Below are 19,681 nucleotides of genomic sequence, written 5' to 3' on the forward strand. Positions count from 1 at the left end.
TACTTGAAGGTATTACGCTGGAAAGGTGCGGAAATCATTTTCACATCTTCCAAAAATTATAAAATATTTATTTCTTGGAAATGATGTGAGAAAACTTGGAAACAATACAAAAGGGCCCTAGACTTCAGTTTTCTATGTCAAGGTTAAAGGCCAATTGGTTCTTGCCAATTTCATTAGCGGCTTATTTGTTGCTAAATATGTCTCGGTCAAAGGCATACTTGGCGGGCATTCCAGTGGCAATTGTTATTGCCATATTGGTTGCCGGTTATATTCCGGGTTTTAAGCAACTGGTCCATCAGGGTAATGCAATGTTGAAGGTATTTTCATTTCTTTCAGCATTGGGGTATTGCTGGTATGGATACCAAAATCTCTATCTGTTGGTGGTTTATAAGGTGTCTTCAACTCAAAGGTTGAAGCACCTTAATCCCCAACTTTTCATCATCCCGGTCGCGATTTGCGCGCTTATGGCGGTGGCATTCATTTATGTTGTGATTCTTTCGCTGTTTGCTTATTCAGGGGAAAACTTTAAAAAGTTGAAAACTTTCCAGGGAATGCCAGTATATGAATTGGTGTCTTATGGTGTCGTGTTCCTCTGTTTTAGCGTGTTTTGTATCTGTCTTTTTTTGAGAACAGATGCATTTTACAATCCAGGAGGCGGGTATTCATTCCCCAATGTGATATACACCAGTGATTCGGGGATATTGGTTCGTAGCAATGTGTATTTGAATCTGGCCCATCCTGAGAATGATATGCGGCAACCGTTGTTTGCAGTGTTCGCCACTCCTTTTTGTGCTTTACCTTATTTCCTGAGTTGTATTTTGGGAAATAAATTGGTTTTTAGAGCGATTCTTGAAAATATCGTACAATTGGCGATGTTGATATTTGCTGATTTTCTTCTTGGCAAGACTTTGAATCTTAAGCCTTACAATCGCGTATTTTTTGTATTGCTTTTATGTGTTACGTATTCCCAGTTATTGTTTAGTGTCACCATGGAGCAATATATCATAGTATATTTCTGGCTTATTATCTGTATATATACATTGTGTAGCGCTAAATATCTTGATCCTCTTCCTTTGTATGGTGCAGCGGGGACTTTGTTGACCAGTCTGATATTGTTGCCGTTTGCTGTAAAAAAGGAGGGAAAGAAGACGGAAGTCGTCGTTTGGCTTCGACGAGCATGTGCGATTGGTGCCGGCTTTATCCTTGTCATGCTTTTGTTTGGACGAACCGATATTTTTATTCATCTTAAATCATCGATATTAAGATTGAGCCGTTTTAGCGGAAAAGCGGTTTCTTGGAAAGTCAAGGCTTTACAGTTCATTTCTTTTGTACGAGATATATTCATTGCTCCATCCACTGAGGTAGGAGTTAATTATGCTCGCCATTCTGCTTTGCAGCTTGTTAATGTACAAAGTTTGTCATTAATAGGTATCGCTTTACTGCTACTTACTGTGTTAAGTGCTGTTCTTAACCGTAAAGATAGAATTTGCCAGCTTTCTGCGTTTTGGGTTGTGTTCTCATTCTTCATATTGTTTATTCTTGGTTGGGGAACACAGGAGAATGGTCTTATTCTTTATAGCCTGTATTTTGGATGGGCTTACGCTATTTTGCTTTTCAAATTGGTGATTCAATTACAAGATGTTATCGGATTACAATTTATCGTTCCAGCAGTAGCGAGTTGTTGCTTTGCTGTTTTGTTGATATGCAATATTCCAGGGATATCTAGGATGGTTGCTTTCGCAGTTCATTATTATCCGTTACTGAGGTTCTACTGATGAAATATTTGAAATTGATGCGCGTGCAGCATTATCTAAAAAATCTGTTGATCTTTGCGGCGCTAGTTTGCAGCGGAGAGTTCTTTAACACCCGTAAATTCATTGCTGATATTATCGGGTTTGCTTCATTCTGTTTGATTTCTTCTGTTGTTTACATCATCAACGATATTCGTGATTGTGATAAAGATCGTCGACATCCCACGAAACGAAATCGTCCTATAGCAAATGGGTCGGTCAGCATCCGCAGCGCATGGATATTAGCTATAGTGTTGTTCTTGCTGTCCATGGTCATGAACGGTTTTGTACTTCATGTTGTTTCCACTGCCGTATTGCTGCTTTACTTGATCCTTAATATTGGATATAGCTTTGGCTTGAAAAATATTCCGTTACTCGATGTCGCCATACTCGTGGCAGGATTCATTATCCGAGTGGTCTATGGTGCCATGATTTCTGACATCACTATTTCGAATTGGCTATATTTGGCAGTTATCTCGCTCTCTTTTTATTTTGCATTTGGCAAACGAAGAAATGAACTGCAGCAAAGCCTGCAATCCAATCAAAAACGTGACAGGGAAACGCGTGCTGTTCTTAAATACTATACGGTAGGATTTTTGGATAAAAGCATGAATATGTGTATGACGTTGGCCATAGCGTTTTACTCATTGTGGAGTATCGATGCGGGTACAGCCTCTCGGTATCATGGTAAATATGTAATTTTTACAGTTCCTTTGGTCTTGCTTATTGTGTTGAAATATAGTCTCACTATTGAAAAGGGATCTGACGGTGATCCTGTTGAAGTATTGCTACACGATAAGGTATTGCTATTGCTTTGCGCCATTTACATGGTCGCTATGGCTGTCATGTTGTATTTATGAGTTTGCGATCTTCGGTGTCAAAGCTTTGTTATGAAGAGAAGAGATTGAAAGACAGAAATATGGAACAACAAGGTGTGGGGCGAACAAAGCCTCGTCGTAATTCCAGTTTGGAACTGTTACGTATCTTGGCAATGCTGATGATTATCGGACATCATTTGACGAAGAGAAATCCTACATTTATGCTGTTGCATAATCAGCCTCCCTCAGTTTCTAAATTTGTTTTCTATGTCTTCATCTACGGCGGGGGATGGATAGGGAACGTTATATTCTTTACTGTTTCTGCTTGGTTTTTGGCAGGAGATGGAAGGAAAGAGCCTTCCGTAAAAAGTGGTTTTAAACGGGCGTGGTTGCTTGAAAGGGAAGTGCTGTTTTATAGTTTTTCTATTTATGTTGCTCTGAAAGTTTTGGCAAGATTTACTAAAATTCATTTAGGAATTGGCCTGTTCGTGACTGCCACCCCTATTTTACATGACATATGGTGGTATGCCACCAGCTATATGATTTTTGTTATTTTTGCACCCATTCTTGTCACTGCGCTTCATGGGATAGGACAAAAGAAGCATGCTCTGCTGTGTGTCGTTTCTTTGATACTATGGGGGGTATTCACTCTCATTCCAAAAGTCAATCTTGATTTTGTAGCGTTGTCGGTGTTTGCCTTTATATACTGGTTTGTACTGGTTTCTTATTATCGCTGGTATATGAATGGTTTCTCGGTTAGACAATGTTGGGAACTGATAATTTGCGGTGAATTGATATATATGGCCTGCTGGTTCATAACGAATTTTGTTCCGCGTTTCCGCGGTTTGCAGGAGTTTATTTTTCTGGATGCCAAGTTGCCATCGCTAATGATTGGATTCGGTCTCTTTGTGTTGTTTGAGCGCGTACATTTCTGCAACGGGCTTATTAACTGGATCGCTTCAACAATGTTCGGGGTCTATCTTATTCATCAGCATCCGGCAGTCAACGATTTGTTGTGGGTATATCTGTTCCCCTTTACTAAAATCTGGAGTTGGCAGCATTCGGTTGTAAAAGCCCTATTGATTATTGTCTGCATTCTCGTCTTTGGAATCGTTGTAGATTCCTTCCGCAGGTTGTTGTTCACTGTGACAATAGATCGTCATAAGGGACGCTGGTTCGATATCTGTTGGGACAGTCGAATAGCGAATAATATACGTACGAAGATATTGCAATATACGAACAATAAATAGGTATTCAGCACACCCTCATTTCATCGAAGAAAGGGAACTGGGATGGTTCTTCACGGCACGTCTCAAACTGCGCCTAACAAGCGTGTAAGAAACAGCAATATCGAGGTATTGCGGCTGTTGGCCATGTTATTGATTGCCTTTATTCACTTCCCGTACCCGTCTGGGGTACAGGCGTATCCCAACTCGGGTTCTTTTGCAAACAGTTTTTGCTATATGTTTCTTTTCAAGATGTTGACCTGTTGGGGAGGGGTTGGAGATTGTCTGTTCTTCGGTATTACCGCTTGGTTCTTATGTGAGGAACAACCGAGTTTCAGAAAATCGTTAACTCGAGCCTGGCAGCTCGAAAAACAGCTCTGGTATTATTCGCTGCTATTTCTGGCGTTAGAAGTAGCGAAATATGTAAAGCACGGGCAGCCTATGCCAAAAGAGCGCTTGTTGGACGATATCCTTTCAACGTTGTTTCCGGTTTCAAGTGATTTGTGGTGGTATCCTGCGGCTTACATTTTATTCCTGCTGCTTTATCCTTTCATTACCGTTGCGTTGCGTAGTCTGGGAAAAAGGCTACATTGCGCACTTTGCATCGTATCCTTGTTGGTGTGGGGATTGTCTCCTTTTTATCAGGACACCTTGCATAATGGTTATTCGCATGGATTATATGGTAATGTTTTTGTCTTTATTTATCTATACGTATTGTTGAGTTGTCTTCGCTGGTATTTCTCCAGTCTTGTACAGTCTAAGAGATTGGCTTTTATTTTTTGTGGTGTAGGTTTTTTGCTTGGTAGTGCATCTCAATTTGTTCACCTGCTGCTTTCTGTGAAGTTGCAAAATCATTTAATAGGTTGGCGTAGTTGGACCAACAATCCCGTTTGTTTTCCGTCGATGTTGATTGCTTTAGGCTTATTGATTTTTGCTAATGTTTATCGGCCCCACTATAGCCGTGTTGTAAACAAATTTGCTTCAGGTGCGTTACCTGTGTATTTGGTACTGCTGCATCCTTTTACATTAGCGCTGTTGACATCTAAGGTAAATATAGTGTTTGCTGCTCTGAAGCTCGGATATGGCTATAGGAGAATCGGCGTGTGTGTAGGCATGGCTGTCATGCTGTACATTGCTGTATTGTTATTTGATTTTATCAGACAGTCGCTTTTCTCTCATGTCTTCAATCGGAATCCCAATCGTTTCCTAAATTGGGTTTTAGAAAAGGTTACGCAATTTTCATGGGTTAAGAGAGTTGAAGAGACTATATCCGAAGCATGAATCCGTTATATAGGTACAATCCCAACCCTTGCCATGTTAAAAATAAATATGAGACTTCTAGTGCTGATCTGATAGAGGTTGGATCTTTGGTATGAGGTAGTTTCTAATTGGCTTGAAATGACGATGGTGGGATATTGGACAGCTCGTAAAGCAATATCAGAGTCTCAGGCGATTGTTATTTGGGTAGAAACGCAACCTGTGTCGAACTGGTTTTGGTAGCTCTTGTGTGCTAATGTTATGTTTTGTTAGGTTACGGCACATTGAAGGAGCACAAAATGACAACTGTGTTGGTTACCGGGGGAGCCGGATATATCGGCACGCACACCGATGTGGAGCTGCTGAACAAGGGGTACGACGTCATCAGCGTGGACAATTACGTCAATTCCGTGCCGGAAGCGCTCGACCGGGTCAAGACGATCACCGGCAAGGAGGTCAAGCGTTACGACGGCGATGTGCGGGACGTTGAGCTGATGAACCGCATCTTCGAGGAGAACGACGTCGACTGGGTCATCCACTTTGCCGGTCTCAAAGCCGTGGGCGAGTCCGTCGCCAAGCCGATTGAATATTACGACAACAACCTCACCGGCACGATGGTGCTGCTGAGGGCGATGCGTGACCACAATGTCAAGAAAATCATCTTCTCCTCGTCCGCCACTGTCTACGGCGCTGCCGAGCACCTGCCGCTCACCGAGGAAAGCCCCGTCGGCGGCACCACCAATCCGTACGGCACCTCCAAGCTTTTCCAGGAGCAGATCTTGCGCGATGTCTACGTGGCCGACGATTCCTGGACCATCGTGCTGCTGCGCTACTTCAACCCCGTCGGCGCCCACGAGTCCGGTCTGCTGGGCGAAGACCCGAAGGGCATTCCAGCCAACCTCACCCCGTATATCGCCAAGGTGGCGCTGGGTGAGCTCAAGGAAGTTCAGGTCTACGGCGACGATTACCCGACTCCCGACGGCACCGGCGTTCGCGACTACATCCACGTGGTCGACCTTGCTAAGGGCCACGTCGCGGTGATCAACAAGATTGAGAAGCCGGGCGTCTACACCTACAACCTTGGCACCGGCCACGGCTACTCTGTCCTCGAAGTCATCAAGGCCTACGAGAAAGCCGCCGGTCACAAGATTCCGTACGTCATCAAGCCCCGTCGCCCCGGCGACATCGCGGCCTGCTATGCGGATTCCTCCAAGGCCGAGCGTGAGCTGGGTTGGAAGGCCGAGCTGGGCATCGACGAGATGGCGGCTTCTTCCCTCAACTGGCAGACCAAGAACCCCAAGGGCTTCCGCAAGGACTGACGTTTTCTAGCTAAGCCAAATGGGCCGTTACTGTGTTCATACATAGTGACGGCCCATTTCATTTCAGTAGTATCCGAATACCAATTGAGGCTCCCGGCGTATAACCGGAAGCCTCAATTCGAAGATTTACGCTACTTCGCTAATATAAAACTCAGTAGCTGTGAGCTGTTTGCCAGTGGGCATAGGCACCCTGCACGCCGCCGTAGCGTGCGCAGTAACCCCAGAACCACTTGAGCTGTGTCTGGTAGTTGGTGGCCCAATCCGCGCCGGCGCTCGCCATCTTGCTGCCGGGCAATGCCTGAGGCAGACCATAGGCACCAGAAGGATTCTGCGCGTTGACGCGCCAACCGGATTCATGGCTGATGATGTAAACAGTGGCGGTGAAGTCGGCTTCCGAGCCGCCGTTGGAAAGCAGATAATCATGCGCCCACTGCTGCATCTCGCCGACAGGAACAGTGGAGCCGATGTTCGCGGCATCGCTGGAAACGGAAGAGCCGGAGCCAGTGCCCACAAGGATGACCTTGTCGACAGGAGCCTGCTTCACGAATGAAGTGAATACGTTGGAGGAGATGGTCTTCTTGCCGGCCTTGGTAACGAGGCTGGTGGTTTCCATCACGCCGGCCTGGCCTTCGGACTGAACCTTCTGCTGGCCCTTGGGCAGATCAGAGGTCTCCTTGGTCACGACGTTGAAACCGATAGGGGAGTCGGAAGTTTCGAGATTTGCGTTGGCGCGCTCGATGCTGATAACCGTGGACTCGTTGACCTTGGTCTTAAGACTTGGGTTGACCACGTCGCCGGTCTCGAGAGTGATGTCTCCCTGATCGAGCACGGACTTGACGTCGGTGAAGTGGGAACCGACCACGGCGCGGTTCTTGCCGTTGATCTTGACGGTGACGTAGGTGTCGCCGGCCTTGCCGCCACGAAGGTCTTCACGGTCGCTGCCGCGGGAGACGCCAAGTGCGTTGGCATCGGTGGCCGAATACGACGTGACGCGATTGAGGGAATCCTGACGTGCATCATGGGAATGAACGGCGATGACGCTGCCGCCCACTAATGCCACAACCGCTGCTACGCCGGCCGCGATCTTCGTCCACTGGCGTTTGCTCAGCGACCTCAAGGTCTTGGTTTGCTTACGGTGGTTAGCCTTAGCCATTTGCCTTAAATACTCCTAAGTAGTCCTACAGTTTCAATGCGTCAAACAACAGGCGCACCGTACAACTCTCATCTCATGTCTCTTTCGAGCGTACCTCACGCGCGGATGCAACGCCGCAACTTTCGCAATCCGCCTCGGCGGGTACATCACTACATCACAAAACAGTCATAATTATAACGCGGTGCCACGAAAAAACTCTTAGATAAACGAGCTGAATCTATCAATTTTTGATAAAAGGAATTGCGCATTGCGCTGTTAAACGTTGCTATTGCGTCGATGGGATAATGAATATGCCGATAGCCAAACATTGCCGGCTATCGGCATATCGCTTTACGTGAACGTTGTTTGGGAATCGTTCCGGGTTGGCGGAAATCTAACAAACCCAAGTGTTCTCGCCTTAAGTTCTATGAGTCTTACAATCCTGTGAGATTTATGAGCCTTACGAACTCACGAACTCACGAATCTCAGGCCTTGGCGCCTTCCTTGGCGTTGACATCAAGGGCGCGGGCCTGCTTGATGACCTCGTCGAGGTCGGAGGCGCGCAGTGCGCCGGCCTGCTTGAAGATGATCTGGCCCTTCTTGGCAATCATCAGCGTGGGGACTGCCTGAATCTCGGCTGCGGTGGCAAGCTCCTGGTTCTGATCGATGTCGACCTTGCCGAAGACGATGTCGGGGTTGGCCTCGCTGGCCTTCTCATAGACCGGACCGAACGCCTTGCACGGGCCGCACCAGGTGGCCCAGAAGTCAACGAACACCAAGTCGTTGTTGGTGATGGTCTCTTCAAAGTTTTTTGCCGTCAAAGTCTGCGTTGCCATGATTATGGCTCCTTCCGCTTGTGCGTTGCACCATTCCGTAGGCTTTTACCTCACGAACGATGTAATATTCAGTCTCCCAGCAAACCCCAACATTGCTAAGCCAGTGACGAAAAGGCCGTTCGTCTCGCGCATTCGTCAGCCATAGAGCCGATAATGGAACCATGGCAGTCTTGAATGATGAAGTGCCCGACGAGGGCGATTTCGATGCGGGGCGGCATCGCGGCGAATTCGATGGCATTACCCCCGAGGACTTTGTGCGTGGCGGCAGCAATGGCAATCCTCCCGGCTGGCTTTCACCGCACGATATCGACGAAGCGCGCGCCAAACTACCCATCGTCTATGTCGAAGTGGTTCCGGTGCGTACCGATGACATGGGTCGTGTCAGCGAAGTTGGTTCGCTTCTGCGCGTGCGCGACACCGGTTCCGTGGAACGTACGCTGATCACCGGTCGTATCCTTTTCCATGAGACTATCCGTGAGGCCATCGCGCGCAATATCGCCAAAGATTTGGGCGACCTCGCCCTGCCGATTCTTCCTGCAAGTCTACAGCCGTTTACGGTCGCCGAGTTCTTCCCGACACCCGGTATTTCGGAGTTCTACGACCCGCGCCAGCACGCCATCGCGTTGTGCTACGTAGTGCAGATTTCCGGCGATTGCAAGCCGCTCGACCCGGCGCTTGACGTGGAATGGTGCGATGTGGAAAGCAAACAGCTCGATACGTTCATCGCCCAGATGTCTGGTGGGCACGGCCAGATCGTGCGCCGCGCGCTTTCTTGGGCCGGCGTCGGCGAATAATCGCTTGGATTAGTGGGTTGCATGAGACCTTGTGATGCCGTTGGTGCATGACATTGCGTCTCGATTTGAGGCCTGAATCGTTGGTTTGGATTATCGATATCGCTGGTAAAAAACTCGTGACTATTGTTTCGTGGATTGTTGATTTGGCAGAAAGAGCGGCATGAATATTCGCATTAATAATAAGGTCTATCGTTCTGGGAAAGGTATCCCTCTGATTCTGCTGCACGCGTTCCCTGTGGACGCGCGGATGTGGGACGATTGCGCCGCAAGTCTGATCCGGTTGGGAAGTGAACGCAAGATTGTGCCGTTCCCGATTTGGGCACCGGATACGCCGGGTGCCGGTGACTCGTCGATTCCCGATGCGCAAGCTACCGGCGCGATTGCAGACGATGGTGCGTATAGCGAGGCGATGGACAAGGTGGCTGAGGCTTACGTTTCGATGCTGCATATCACCGGTCACGAAAAGGCCATTTGGGTGGGCCTTTCGATGGGCGGCTATATCGCGATGGATATTGCGCGGCTGTTCCCGGAAACCGTTGCCGGACTTGCCCTATGCGACACCACTACATCGGCCGACAGCTCTGAGGCTCGCGCAAACCGCCTTAAGATTGCCCAAATCTGCGAAAGTGACAATACCGTCGAGCCGGTGATGCATTTCGCGCGTCCACAGGCGGGGGATTCGAGCGTGAAGCAAGGTCGGCGATTCCAGGATTTGCTGACCGGTTGGATTCATGACCAGCGCCCGGAAGGACTTGCCTGGCGTGAACGTATGGCCGCCGGCCGTGTCGACACCACCGACCAGCTGGTGCGCGTCACTGCTCCTGCAGCGATTGTCAGCGGAGAGAACGACCCTTCGAGCCCGCCTGACAAGATGCGCCCTATCGCCGATGCCATGACTTCCACTTCCGTCGCTTTCACCGCAATCCCGGACTGCGGCCATTTCAGCGCCGTCGAGCATCCTGACGCTGTGGCGAGCGCCCTGCTGGATCTGGTCGAACGGGTATAGCCGAGCTTATTGCTGGCCTGCAGGCGCACCTATCTGTCGTTACCGTCGAAAAGATGCAAATTAGTCGGTCTGCAGTGCGTGTTTCTGAGGCTAGCGCGGCAAAAGTGCACTTTATGGTTACGAAAGTGCGTGTTTCTGACGCTAGTGTGCAAAAAGTGCAGGTTAGTCGGGCTAAAGTGCATTTATGCGACGCTAGCGTGAAAAGTGCACTTTATGGTTGCGAAAGTACATGTTTCTGACATTAGCGTGCAAAAAGTGCAAGTTGGTTGAGTTAAAACACACTTATCGGACGCTGCTGTGGTAAAAGTGCGTTTTACAGCGGCCAGAGTACATGTTTCTGATGGTGACGTCGAAAAAGTGCACTTTGTCGAAAAAGTGCACAGGAAGTGCATGTTTCTGACGCTAGCGTGCAAAAGGTGCAAGTTGGGCGTGGCAGGGTGCATGTTTCTGACGGAGGCGTCGAAAAGGTGCACGCTGGAGAGCGCGTCGGTTGTCGTGGTGCGATAATGGCTAATCGGTTATAGCATTTCATATAATGGCGCAAGTAATTCATGGGAATGAATGTGTCCCCAAAGTTAAAGAGGTTGACATGGCTGCTTCGTTTTCATCGCTGGCATTGACTCAGGTGCTGCCGTTCCTGCCGCTGACGCAAGGCGACATCGACTATCAGAGCGAGCGTAGAGCCGATCCGAATCTCATCGCGGAAGTCTTGGCACAGCCGAAAACCACAGTCGTTTTCGTGCGCGACGGGCTCATAGCCGTCCCCGACGGGCAGGCGGCGCGGGTTGATTACGAAACCGCGAAGATACGCTTGGCCGAGGTGCCAGGAGAGTACGTTTTGCGTGCGCTTGCAGAAGAATCGAATGATGGTGTGGGCTCGCAAGCGCAGGCGAACGAGGTCTCTGCGAACCAAGGTTCGGCAAACGAAAATAACCCAGCGAGTGGCAATGTCATAAGCCGAGCAGCAAGTAGGTTTGGTCTCATCCCAATATTCCTTGGCAACTATGGCGTTGGCAGCGAGCATCCTCAATCTGTTGTGGCCTTGGATGTCTCTGGTTTTGCCAAAAAGACGAGTGCCGGCGGCGATTTGCTGAAGAACCAAGTGCTTGAGCGGGCGTTGCAACGTTTCGATTGGGTCTCGCTTTTGGGCTTCGCGCCACATGCTTCGGCCCGCGAAGCTGGGCAGGCCACCACCGCCGTCGCCCTGAGCAACTGGCATAACAGCCAGAAATATTGCCCGCGGTGCGGCTCCCCGGTTCGCTCGGCGATGGCCGGATGGGCCCAGCAATGCAGCAACGAAAGCTGTGAGGCGCATAAATCGTTGCTTTTCCCGCGTATCGAACCGGCCGTAATCACTTCAATCGTCGATGGTCAGGGCAGATTGCTGCTGCAGCATAATAAAAAGTGGAATGACCCATCCTTCTATTCAGTGTGTGCAGGATTCGTCGAAGCCGGTGAAAACTTGGAGCATGCCGTCAAGCGCGAAGCCGCTGAAGAAACCGGCCTGACACTTGGAGAGGTGAAGTATTTAGGCTCCCAGCCTTGGCCTTTCCCGGCCTCCCTGATGGTTGCGTTCAAGGCGCGGGCGCTCGGAGGCGATGTCAAGGTGGACGGGTGCGAAACCTTGGACGCCCGCTTCTTTACCAGAGATGAATTTGCCGATGCCCTTTCCGCCGGTCGAATCAAGCAGCCAGGCAAGGCGACCGTCGCGCGCTACATGATCGAGGAATGGTACGGGCAAAAGCTGTAATGCGAAAACCGTTATCTTTTGTAATAGAAAATATTTAGATAGATTGATATTATCTGTTTAGGCGTTTTCTTTTTCGCTATATGGCGAACGGCTTCGTTTCTTGCTTTCTGCACTACCTTAACGTCATATCTTTGGGATAGCCTAGTACTTCAGTACGCTGAGAAGGGTATCTGGAGGAAGTAATGGACAACGTGAACAACAGCGGCAACGAGCCTGAGGCATTAACAAGCGAACTCAGCCAAGCCGATATTGCCGCGCTCGGTATCGGTGCTCACTCGCGGTCCAAGAAGCATGGGAAGCGTCGTCTGGCCATTATCATTACCGCTGCGGTATTTGCGGTGCTTATTCTCGCGTTGGTTGCTTCGTTCTTTGGTGCACGTTGGTATTACAAAGACAAGGCGGCGCCGGGAGTCCACCTTGGCGATGTGGCCGTGGCCGGGCAGGATGCCGGGCAGTTGAAGCAGACCGTTGACCATGAAATCCGGAACTCGAAGATCATCATCAGCGATGGTCAAGGCAAAAAAGCGACTGCCGATTTCAAGGATTTGGGCGTGAGCGTCAACGTCGATAAGACGGTGCGCAATCTTATGGCCGCCAAGGGCGATGGGGCCGGTCGTGTGGTGCCTTTCTCCAAGTCCGACATCAAGCTCGTCGCCAAGACGGACGACCTGCCCATCGATACGTACCTGACCAAGACTTTTGTGAACGATAGCGACCGGGCCGTGCCTTCAAGCGTGGCTTTTGACGGCAATTCCAACACGTTTGTGGCCAATGCGGGCCACGGCGGACGCGCCCCCGAGATGAGCGGCGTCAAGAAGTCGATCAACACCTTGATCGCCGATCCGGGAGAGACCCGGTCCGTCAAGGTCGCCTACAAGACCATCGATACCCCCGTCTCGGAAAATACCGCGGCGGCGGCAGCTGATTCGGCGAACAAGCTTTTGGCCAACAAGATCGTTATCAGCAACGGCGATGCCAGCCAATTCGAAGTGCCGGTGGCGCAATTGGCCTCGTGGATTAAGCCGAACACCGATCTTGAAAAGGGGCAGATCAGCCTCGATATCGACAAGGACGCCATCGCCAGCTATGTCAACAGTGAAACGCCCAAGCAGCTCAATCAGGATATGGTCAGCCAGCAAGACATCGTCGACGGCAACGGTAAGGTGATGCTCACGATGACCAAGGGCGTCAACGGCGTCAAGGTCAAGGATGGCGATGCGGTAGCCAATCAGGTCTACAACGCCATGACCAGCGGGCAGCCAGCCACCATTCAGCAGGCGGCGGACATCACCAAATTCGACGTCAAGCAGACCAAGTCCGAGATGCGCATCGTCGTTGACCGTGCCGCACAGACCGCGACGGTCTACAAAAACGACCAGGAAGTCAAGTCCTTCCTCGTCTGCACTGGCAAGTCGGGCGGTGACGAGACGCATCTGGGCAATTACGTCATCTATCTGCGTTACGCGGTGCAGACCATGCGCGGGCCTGGCTATGTCTCGCCTGACGTTCGTTGGGTCAGCTATTTCAACGGTGGGGAAGGCTTCCACACCGCGGATTGGAACCCGGTCGGCATTGCCACCGGCAACCCGGCCGCCTATGGCTCGCACGGTTGCGTCAACATGAACGTCAATGACGCCCAGTGGATTTACGACAACTGCCCGCAAGGCACGCTGGTGCAGGTTGTGGGTGCGCAGCCCGGCGGTGCGGTGCGCTAAAGGCCGGTCGTTTAATCCGGCATCTTCAATCGTTAGGCACTCTGCTTGTTTCGACAAACAGAGTGCCTATTTTATATACGGAATTACCGTATCGGATTTTCTACGGTTGCCGGATACGGCAATGGCTTTCTCGGATTGAAGCGTGGCTTGATAGGCCTGAACGACGGGTTTCGCGCAATGCAAAACAGACGAGTGGACGATGCTGTAATCTGACAGTATGAACGAAAACGATATCAATGAATTTGACGAGACCGACAAGGCCGATACCCGCGATTCCGGGATGGCTGGTGCGGCTTCCAAATCCGTCTCCTTGGACGTGCCCGACCATCTGCAGTATTCCGCCGACCACGTGTGGGTCGACGATGCCGACGGGTTGGCCGTCATCGGACTGACCGAGTACGCGGCCTCGCAGATGGGTGAAATTGTCTATGTCGATTTGCCCGAGCCAGACACCCCGGTGCGCGCGGGCGACGAAATCGTCGAGATGGAAAGCGCCAAAACGGTACAAAACCTTATTTCTCCGGTCGAAGGTACCGTCAAATATGTCAATCAGGCCGTCGCCGACGATCCACAAGTCATCAACAACGACCCGTATGGCGAAGGCTGGATTCTGAAGATCGAGATGGACGACGACGAACCCGAGCTGATGGACGCGGATCAGTATGCCGCGATGGTCAAGCGCGCGGAATAATCGGTAAAGCAAGCACCTTCAACACTGAACGAACGGAAACAAATGGCACGCAAACGCGTCACACAGCACGTCGACTCGGCGCAGGCCGACGAAATGCCGACAGTGCCGATTGAGGTACACCGTGCTTCCACTTCATTTGATTCGCCGAAAGCTATCAGCGCGACCTGTCGGTTCGGCGAGCCCTGGGTTCAAGGTGGTCGCAAGGCGATTACGCAGGGATTCGGCGCGTGGACACAATTTTCGACCAAGCTGGTGCGCAGGTGGGGCTGGTATCCGAAAGTCGAGCCCTACGCGGGTTACGGCACCGACGACTACTCCAGGCTCGTCTGCCGAACAGTATTGGCGCCCGGCGGCTCGCGTTCTGGCGAGCTGATGCGCGGCATCCGAGGTATGCTCGCGGTGCCGGCGGCCGGGGTGCGCGTCAAAATCGAAATCGACGGCGTGCCGGTCAACCAGGTGCAGGTCGGGGTCTCCGAGGTCTACGATCGTTACGATTCCTCCCGGAAAACCAGTTGGGAATACGCGGTCTCCGACAGTGCCGGCTACCTCGATTTGGTGGCCGAACGCGGCAATACGCCAGGCATTCACGTAGTCTCCTATCAGGTCGCCGGCCGTAGGAAAGTCACTTCCGAGCTTTTCGTGGTGCCTGTGGGCGCGAAAGTGGGCATCATCACCGATGTCGACGACACCATCATGGTTACCCATGCCCCGAGTCCGGTGAAGGCGGCCTACAATCTGCTGTTGCTTAATCCCAAGAAGCGCAGTACCGTGCCTGGAATGAGCGCGTTGTTCACCCGATTGGCTGATATGATGCCGGATGCGCCGTTCTTTTATCTCTCGACCTCTCCGTGGAACGTCGAAAGTTCGATACGCAATTTCATCGCCGAGCAGGGCTATCCCGCCGGGCCGCTGCTGCTGCGCGACTTGGACCCCCGGCCCAAGACCTTCGTTCCCTCTGGGGTCGAGCACAAACTTCAGTTCGCCGAGCAGCTGATGGAGGATTTCCCGGATATGAAATTCATCCTCATTGGCGACGACGGGCAAAAGGATCCGGTGACCTATGCCACCATCGCGCGGCGATACCCCGGACGGGTGCTGGCCATCGCCATCCGAGAGCTGAGTCCCCGCGAATCCTCCGCTTTGGGACGGGTCGCGGGGCTTACCGCCACGCAGCCCATGCCGGTCACCGACGTTCCGGTTTTTACCGGCACCACCGGGGCCAATATCATGAAGACGATGTTGCCATACTTACGCAATACGTTGGGAATTCAGTAGCCGGATGGTATAGCATCGGACGAATATCGATTAAGGGACTCTTGCAGTTCAAATCTTTTCAGATGGTTGCCACGATTTTCGCCGTGAATTGTTGTTCGTTCGATGAGTATAGTCTTGATGTCTATGACAGACGAAACGAACGCTACGGCACCGTCGGCGCAGTCCGATGATATTACATCCGCTGATATTCCGCCTACATTGCAGGCTTTGCACGTTCCGCGCGCAAAATGCGAACCGCACGCCCGTACGGTGCATGGCGATACGTTCATCGATCCGTATGAGTGGATGCGCGACAAGAATTCGCCGGATTTGAAACGGCTCGTGCTCGAGGAAAACGACTATTACCAAGCGAAGACGGCCGGTTTTGACGGGCTCAAACACAAGCTCTTTGAGGAGCTCAAGTCTCGCGTCGACGAGACCGACATGTCGGTGCCAACACGAATGGATGGTTATTGGTATTTCGTGCGTACGCAGGAGGGCCTGCAATATGGTGTGCAGTGCCGTTTGCCGATTGCCGGACCGGACGACTGGGATCCGCCGCACATCAAGGCCGTCGATGCACCAGGTTCGATGCCCGGAGAGCAAGTCGTCTTTGACCCGAACGTGGAGGCAAAGGGTCACGATTTCTTCCGTTTGGGCGGGCTCGACCTGACACGAGACGGTCGCTGGCTGCTTTATGGCGTTGATACAGCTGGCAGTGAACGCTACGATTACCGCATCCGCAGCCTTGAGGATGGGCACGAGCTGTCTGAAGTCTTCAAGGGGATTGCGGAAGCTTGCTTCACGCCCGACGGCAAGTGGGTGTTCTATACGTTGCTCGATTCCTCGTGGCGGCCGTATGCGGTTTGCCGGCACGAAGTCGGAACCAGCGTCGATGACGACGTCGAGGTGTTCCGCGAAAACGACGAGCGATTCTGGGTTGGTGTCGGGCTGAGCTTCGATGAACGCAACGTGGTTATCGGCTGCTCTTCCAAAACCACCAGCGAGGTGCTGATGTTGCCGGTCGACAATCCGGAAGGCGAGTTCCGTGCGTTTATTCCGCGTCAGGAAGGCGTCGAATACGACGTGAGTTTCGCGCGATTTGAAGGCGCAGGCGAAGGTGGTTCCGACATTCCGCTGGCGCTGGTCTATCACAATGCGAAGAACCCGAATTTCGAGGTGGATGTGGTCGATCTGGGCTCGCACGAACCGCCTTATTCATTGGGTGAGGGTGTAATCGTCGCACAGGGGTCGCCGTACGGGTGCGAGCGCGGCGATGAAGTGGAATCGGGTGCGAGCGGGAAACCAGTGAATACGCCGTATAGTAATCCCGATAATCCCGAAATTCTGCAAGGCGCTCGCGGGCTTGGTATCGAGGGTATCTCGATGTACCACAATTTCGTGGTACTGAGCTATCGCAGCGACAGCCTGCCGCATGTTGCTGTGATGACAAAGAGCGAAGCCCTTAAGGACTTTTTGGCGCACCGGCCGTGGCATTTCAAAGAGTTGAAGCCGGAAACGGAAGACGGAAACGAACGTTTGTATTCCATCGCCGCGGGCGGCAATCCCTCTTATGATGTGCCGCGCATGCGTTACTCGTTCTCAAGCTATACGCAACCGGGACAGCTGCGTGAGCTCGACGTAGCCACTGGTGAGAGCAAACTGCTCAAGCAGGCGAAGGTTCATGGCGGTTTTGATGCGAAGAATTACCGAGAACGGCGTATCTGGGTGCGAGTGCGCGACGGCGAGCTGGTGCCGGTTTCGCTGGTCTGGCGTCCGGATTGCTGCGAGGCTATGGCGGTGCTGGGCGACGACCTAAGCGGTATTGATTTGCTGGATGTTGCTGAAAATGTCGTGAACGTTGGTCCTGCTCCGCAAACTGGAAATGCTTCTGGAAATTATGCTGAATTGAACGGTGACAACGATTCGGAATGTCGAACTTTGCGATCTGCCGGTCCAATGTTCATCACCGGTTACGGAGCTTACGAATCCAACAGTGATCCCGGTTTTTCCATGGCCCGCGTGAGCATGCTCGACCGTGGCGTGCTCTATGCCGTGGTGCACGTGCGCGGCGGCGGCGAGATGGGCCGTGCTTGGTATGAGCAAGGTCGAAGACTCAGTAAGCGTAATACTTTTACGGATTTCGTGGACGGTACCAAAGCCTTGCAACAGGCCGGTCTCGCCGACCCTGAACGCACTGTCGCCAACGGTGGTTCGGCCGGCGGACTACTCATGGGTGCCGTGGCGAATATGGCTCCACAATGTTATGCGGGCATCGAAGCCGACGTGCCGTTCGTAGACGCGCTCACCTCGATACTTGACCCTTCATTGCCGCTGACGGTCACTGAATGGGACGAGTGGGGCGATCCGCTTCACGACAAGACTGTTTATGATTACATGAAGTCCTATTCGCCGTATGAAAACGCGCCGTTTGGCCACTGGCAGGGTGAGGCTGCTGCGGAAAGTGGAAAACGTGCGGACGGCAATAATGGTTCTCCGAGCGCCATGCCATTGAACGAGGATGGCACGGACGATACTTCAAGCCATTCTGTCCATTCCGCCGAACAAAAAGTGAACCTCGCCTCGCGCTACCCGAAGATTTTTGCCACTACCTCGCTGAACGATACTCGCGTGCTGTATGTGGAACCGCTCAAGTGGATCGCCCGCCTGCAGTCGCAGGGTGTGGACGCCATCGTGCGCGTAGAGGTCGAGGCCGGTCACGGCGGCACTTCTGGTCGTTACAAGCAGTGGCAGGAAGTCAGCGACGAAAACGCCTGGTGCCTCAACGCGATGGGAATTGAGGATTAGGCTGGATTTGCGGGCGGCGGAGAACCGGTGTGCTTTGCAAGAAGCCCATCCTGGTTTTGACGTGCCTTGCGAGAATGTCCATTTTCCGGACCAAATAGTGGACAGTGTGATGTTCGCGACTATTGTCACGGCTATGAGCACTAAAAAAACATATCATATCGCCGTCATTCCAGGCGACGGCATTGGCAAGGAAATCATTCCACCGGCCCAAGCGGTCATGGAGAAGGCTACGCAAGGCGTGGCCGACTTCGAGTACGAGGACTTTGATCTTGGCTCCCAACGCTATGTGCGTGATGGGGCGATACTGCCCGACGAGGATCTTGAGCGTATCAAGAAGACCGATGCCATTCTGTTGGGGGCCATCGGCGACCCCCGACTCGACGTACCAGCCGGTTTGCTTGAGCGTGGTCTGCTTTTGAAGCTGCGTTTCGATCTCGACCAGTACGTGAACCTCCGCCCGTCCAAGCTTTACAAGGGCGTTGAGTCGCCATTGAAGAACCCTGGCAACATTGATTTCGTCGTGGTTCGTGAAGGCACCGAGGGCATGTATTGTGGCGTCGGCGGCGCGATCCGCAAGAACACTCCGCAGGAGGTGGCCACCGAAGTCTCCACCAACACGGCCTACGGCGTCGAGCGCGTGGTACGCTACGCCTACGACCTAGCGATGAAGCGCAGGAAGCACATCACGCTGGTCCACAAGAAGAACGTGCTGGTCAACGCCGGCGATATGTGGCAGCGCATCGTCGACAAGGTGGGCGAGGAATACCCTGAAGTCAGCCACGACTACCTGCACATCGACGCGACCACCATCTTCATGGTCACCGATCCGAGTCGTTTCGACGTGATCCTGACCGACAACCTCTTTGGCGACATCATCACCGACGAGGCAGGTGCCGTGGTGGGCGGCGTCGGCTATTCGGCGTCCGGCTGCATCAACGCCAGCAACGAGTATCCCTCGATGTTCGAGCCCATCCACGGCTCCGCGCCCGACATCGCGGGCAAGGGCATCGCCAATCCGACCGCCACCATCCTCTCCACCGCGATGCTGCTACGTCACCTCGGCATGGACGAGCCGGCCGAGCGCATTGAGAAGGTCGTCGAGGATGATATCGCCGAAAATGCGAAAAAGCAGCGTACCACAGCTGAAGTCGGACGGGATATTCTCGCGCGTCTATGATTTTGAAATGACGACCAATAATATTAGATAATAAAAAATAACCCAATAGAATATATTGCTATTCATGGGTTTCGGGTGTTTTCCGCAAAGAAGGGCACCCGATTTTTA

At 52.1% G+C, this 19,681-nt stretch carries 15 protein-coding genes; 13 read left to right on the forward strand and 2 right to left on the reverse strand.

From position 1 onward, the window contains the following. Positions 1-134 precede the first annotated feature (134 nt). The 5 genes from OZX72_RS01710 (at position 135) to galE (ending at position 6,410) form a co-directional block, all read left to right on the forward strand. Entirely contained in the window at positions 135-1,775 is a 1,641-nt protein-coding gene (locus tag OZX72_RS01710; protein ID WP_277158731.1) for a hypothetical protein, read from the forward strand. Then, positions 1,775-2,650: a decaprenyl-phosphate phosphoribosyltransferase gene (locus OZX72_RS01715; protein WP_277158732.1), complete on the forward strand. Its 876-nt coding sequence runs from the start codon at positions 1,775-1,777 to the stop codon at positions 2,648-2,650. The genes OZX72_RS01710 and OZX72_RS01715 overlap by 1 nt, the downstream gene beginning before the upstream one ends. A 59-nt stretch (positions 2,651-2,709) precedes the next feature. Continuing rightward, the gene (locus OZX72_RS01720; protein WP_277158733.1) at positions 2,710-3,858 is read left to right on the forward strand and encodes an acyltransferase; all 1,149 of its coding nucleotides are present in this window, start codon (positions 2,710-2,712) and stop codon (positions 3,856-3,858) included. Between the two features lie 42 nt (positions 3,859-3,900). Then, positions 3,901-5,115, forward strand: coding sequence for an acyltransferase (locus OZX72_RS01725; RefSeq protein WP_277158734.1), 1,215 nt, complete (start codon positions 3,901-3,903; stop codon positions 5,113-5,115). 275 nt (positions 5,116-5,390) lie between these two features. Further along, complete coding sequence (galE, locus tag OZX72_RS01730) at positions 5,391-6,410, forward strand: UDP-glucose 4-epimerase GalE (RefSeq protein ID WP_277158735.1); 1,020 nt, start codon at positions 5,391-5,393, stop codon at positions 6,408-6,410. 151 nt (positions 6,411-6,561) lie between these two features. On the opposite strand, the gene OZX72_RS01735 is transcribed toward galE, so the two are convergent. Together OZX72_RS01735 and trxA are read right to left on the reverse strand one after the other, a co-directional pair. Then, entirely contained in the window at positions 6,562-7,563 is a 1,002-nt protein-coding gene (locus OZX72_RS01735) for a G5 domain-containing protein (RefSeq protein WP_277158736.1), read from the reverse strand. Between the two features lie 464 nt (positions 7,564-8,027). After that, entirely contained in the window at positions 8,028-8,378 is a 351-nt protein-coding gene (gene trxA, locus OZX72_RS01740) for a thioredoxin (RefSeq protein ID WP_277158737.1), read from the reverse strand. 161 nt (positions 8,379-8,539) lie between these two features. Here trxA and OZX72_RS01745 point away from each other — a divergent pair, with 161 nt between their 5' ends. From OZX72_RS01745 to OZX72_RS01780, 8 genes are all read left to right on the forward strand, one after another. Next, entirely contained in the window at positions 8,540-9,172 is a 633-nt protein-coding gene (locus OZX72_RS01745; RefSeq protein WP_277158738.1) for an NUDIX hydrolase family protein, read from the forward strand. A 160-nt stretch (positions 9,173-9,332) separates the two neighbouring features. Then, a complete protein-coding gene (locus OZX72_RS01750; protein WP_277158739.1) occupies positions 9,333-10,178 on the forward strand; it encodes an alpha/beta hydrolase in 846 nt (281 codons plus the stop codon). 589 nt (positions 10,179-10,767) lie between these two features. Beyond that, positions 10,768-11,928 carry an NAD(+) diphosphatase gene (nudC, locus tag OZX72_RS01755; protein ID WP_277158740.1) on the forward strand — a complete coding sequence of 387 codons (1,161 nt, stop codon included), beginning with the start codon at positions 10,768-10,770 and terminating at the stop codon, positions 11,926-11,928. Between the two features lie 182 nt (positions 11,929-12,110). Next, complete coding sequence (locus tag OZX72_RS01760) at positions 12,111-13,643, forward strand: L,D-transpeptidase (RefSeq protein ID WP_277158741.1); 1,533 nt, start codon at positions 12,111-12,113, stop codon at positions 13,641-13,643. 217 nt (positions 13,644-13,860) lie between these two features. Continuing rightward, on the forward strand, positions 13,861-14,334 hold the full coding sequence (gene gcvH / locus OZX72_RS01765; protein ID WP_277158742.1) for a glycine cleavage system protein GcvH: 474 nt from the start codon (positions 13,861-13,863) through the stop codon (positions 14,332-14,334). Positions 14,335-14,376: 42 nt separating this feature from the next. Beyond that, positions 14,377-15,609 carry a phosphatase domain-containing protein gene (locus OZX72_RS01770; RefSeq protein WP_277158743.1) on the forward strand — a complete coding sequence of 411 codons (1,233 nt, stop codon included), beginning with the start codon at positions 14,377-14,379 and terminating at the stop codon, positions 15,607-15,609. Between the two features lie 285 nt (positions 15,610-15,894). Continuing rightward, positions 15,895-18,396: a prolyl oligopeptidase family serine peptidase gene (locus OZX72_RS01775; RefSeq protein ID WP_277159328.1), complete on the forward strand. Its 2,502-nt coding sequence runs from the start codon at positions 15,895-15,897 to the stop codon at positions 18,394-18,396. A 133-nt stretch (positions 18,397-18,529) separates the two neighbouring features. Then, a complete protein-coding gene (locus tag OZX72_RS01780) occupies positions 18,530-19,573 on the forward strand; it encodes a 3-isopropylmalate dehydrogenase (RefSeq protein ID WP_277158744.1) in 1,044 nt (347 codons plus the stop codon). The last annotated feature ends 108 nt before the right edge of the window (positions 19,574-19,681 follow it).

Origin of the sequence: Bifidobacterium sp. ESL0769 (assembly GCF_029395495.1) — a bacterium.
GTDB lineage: Bacteria > Actinomycetota > Actinomycetes > Actinomycetales > Bifidobacteriaceae > Bifidobacterium.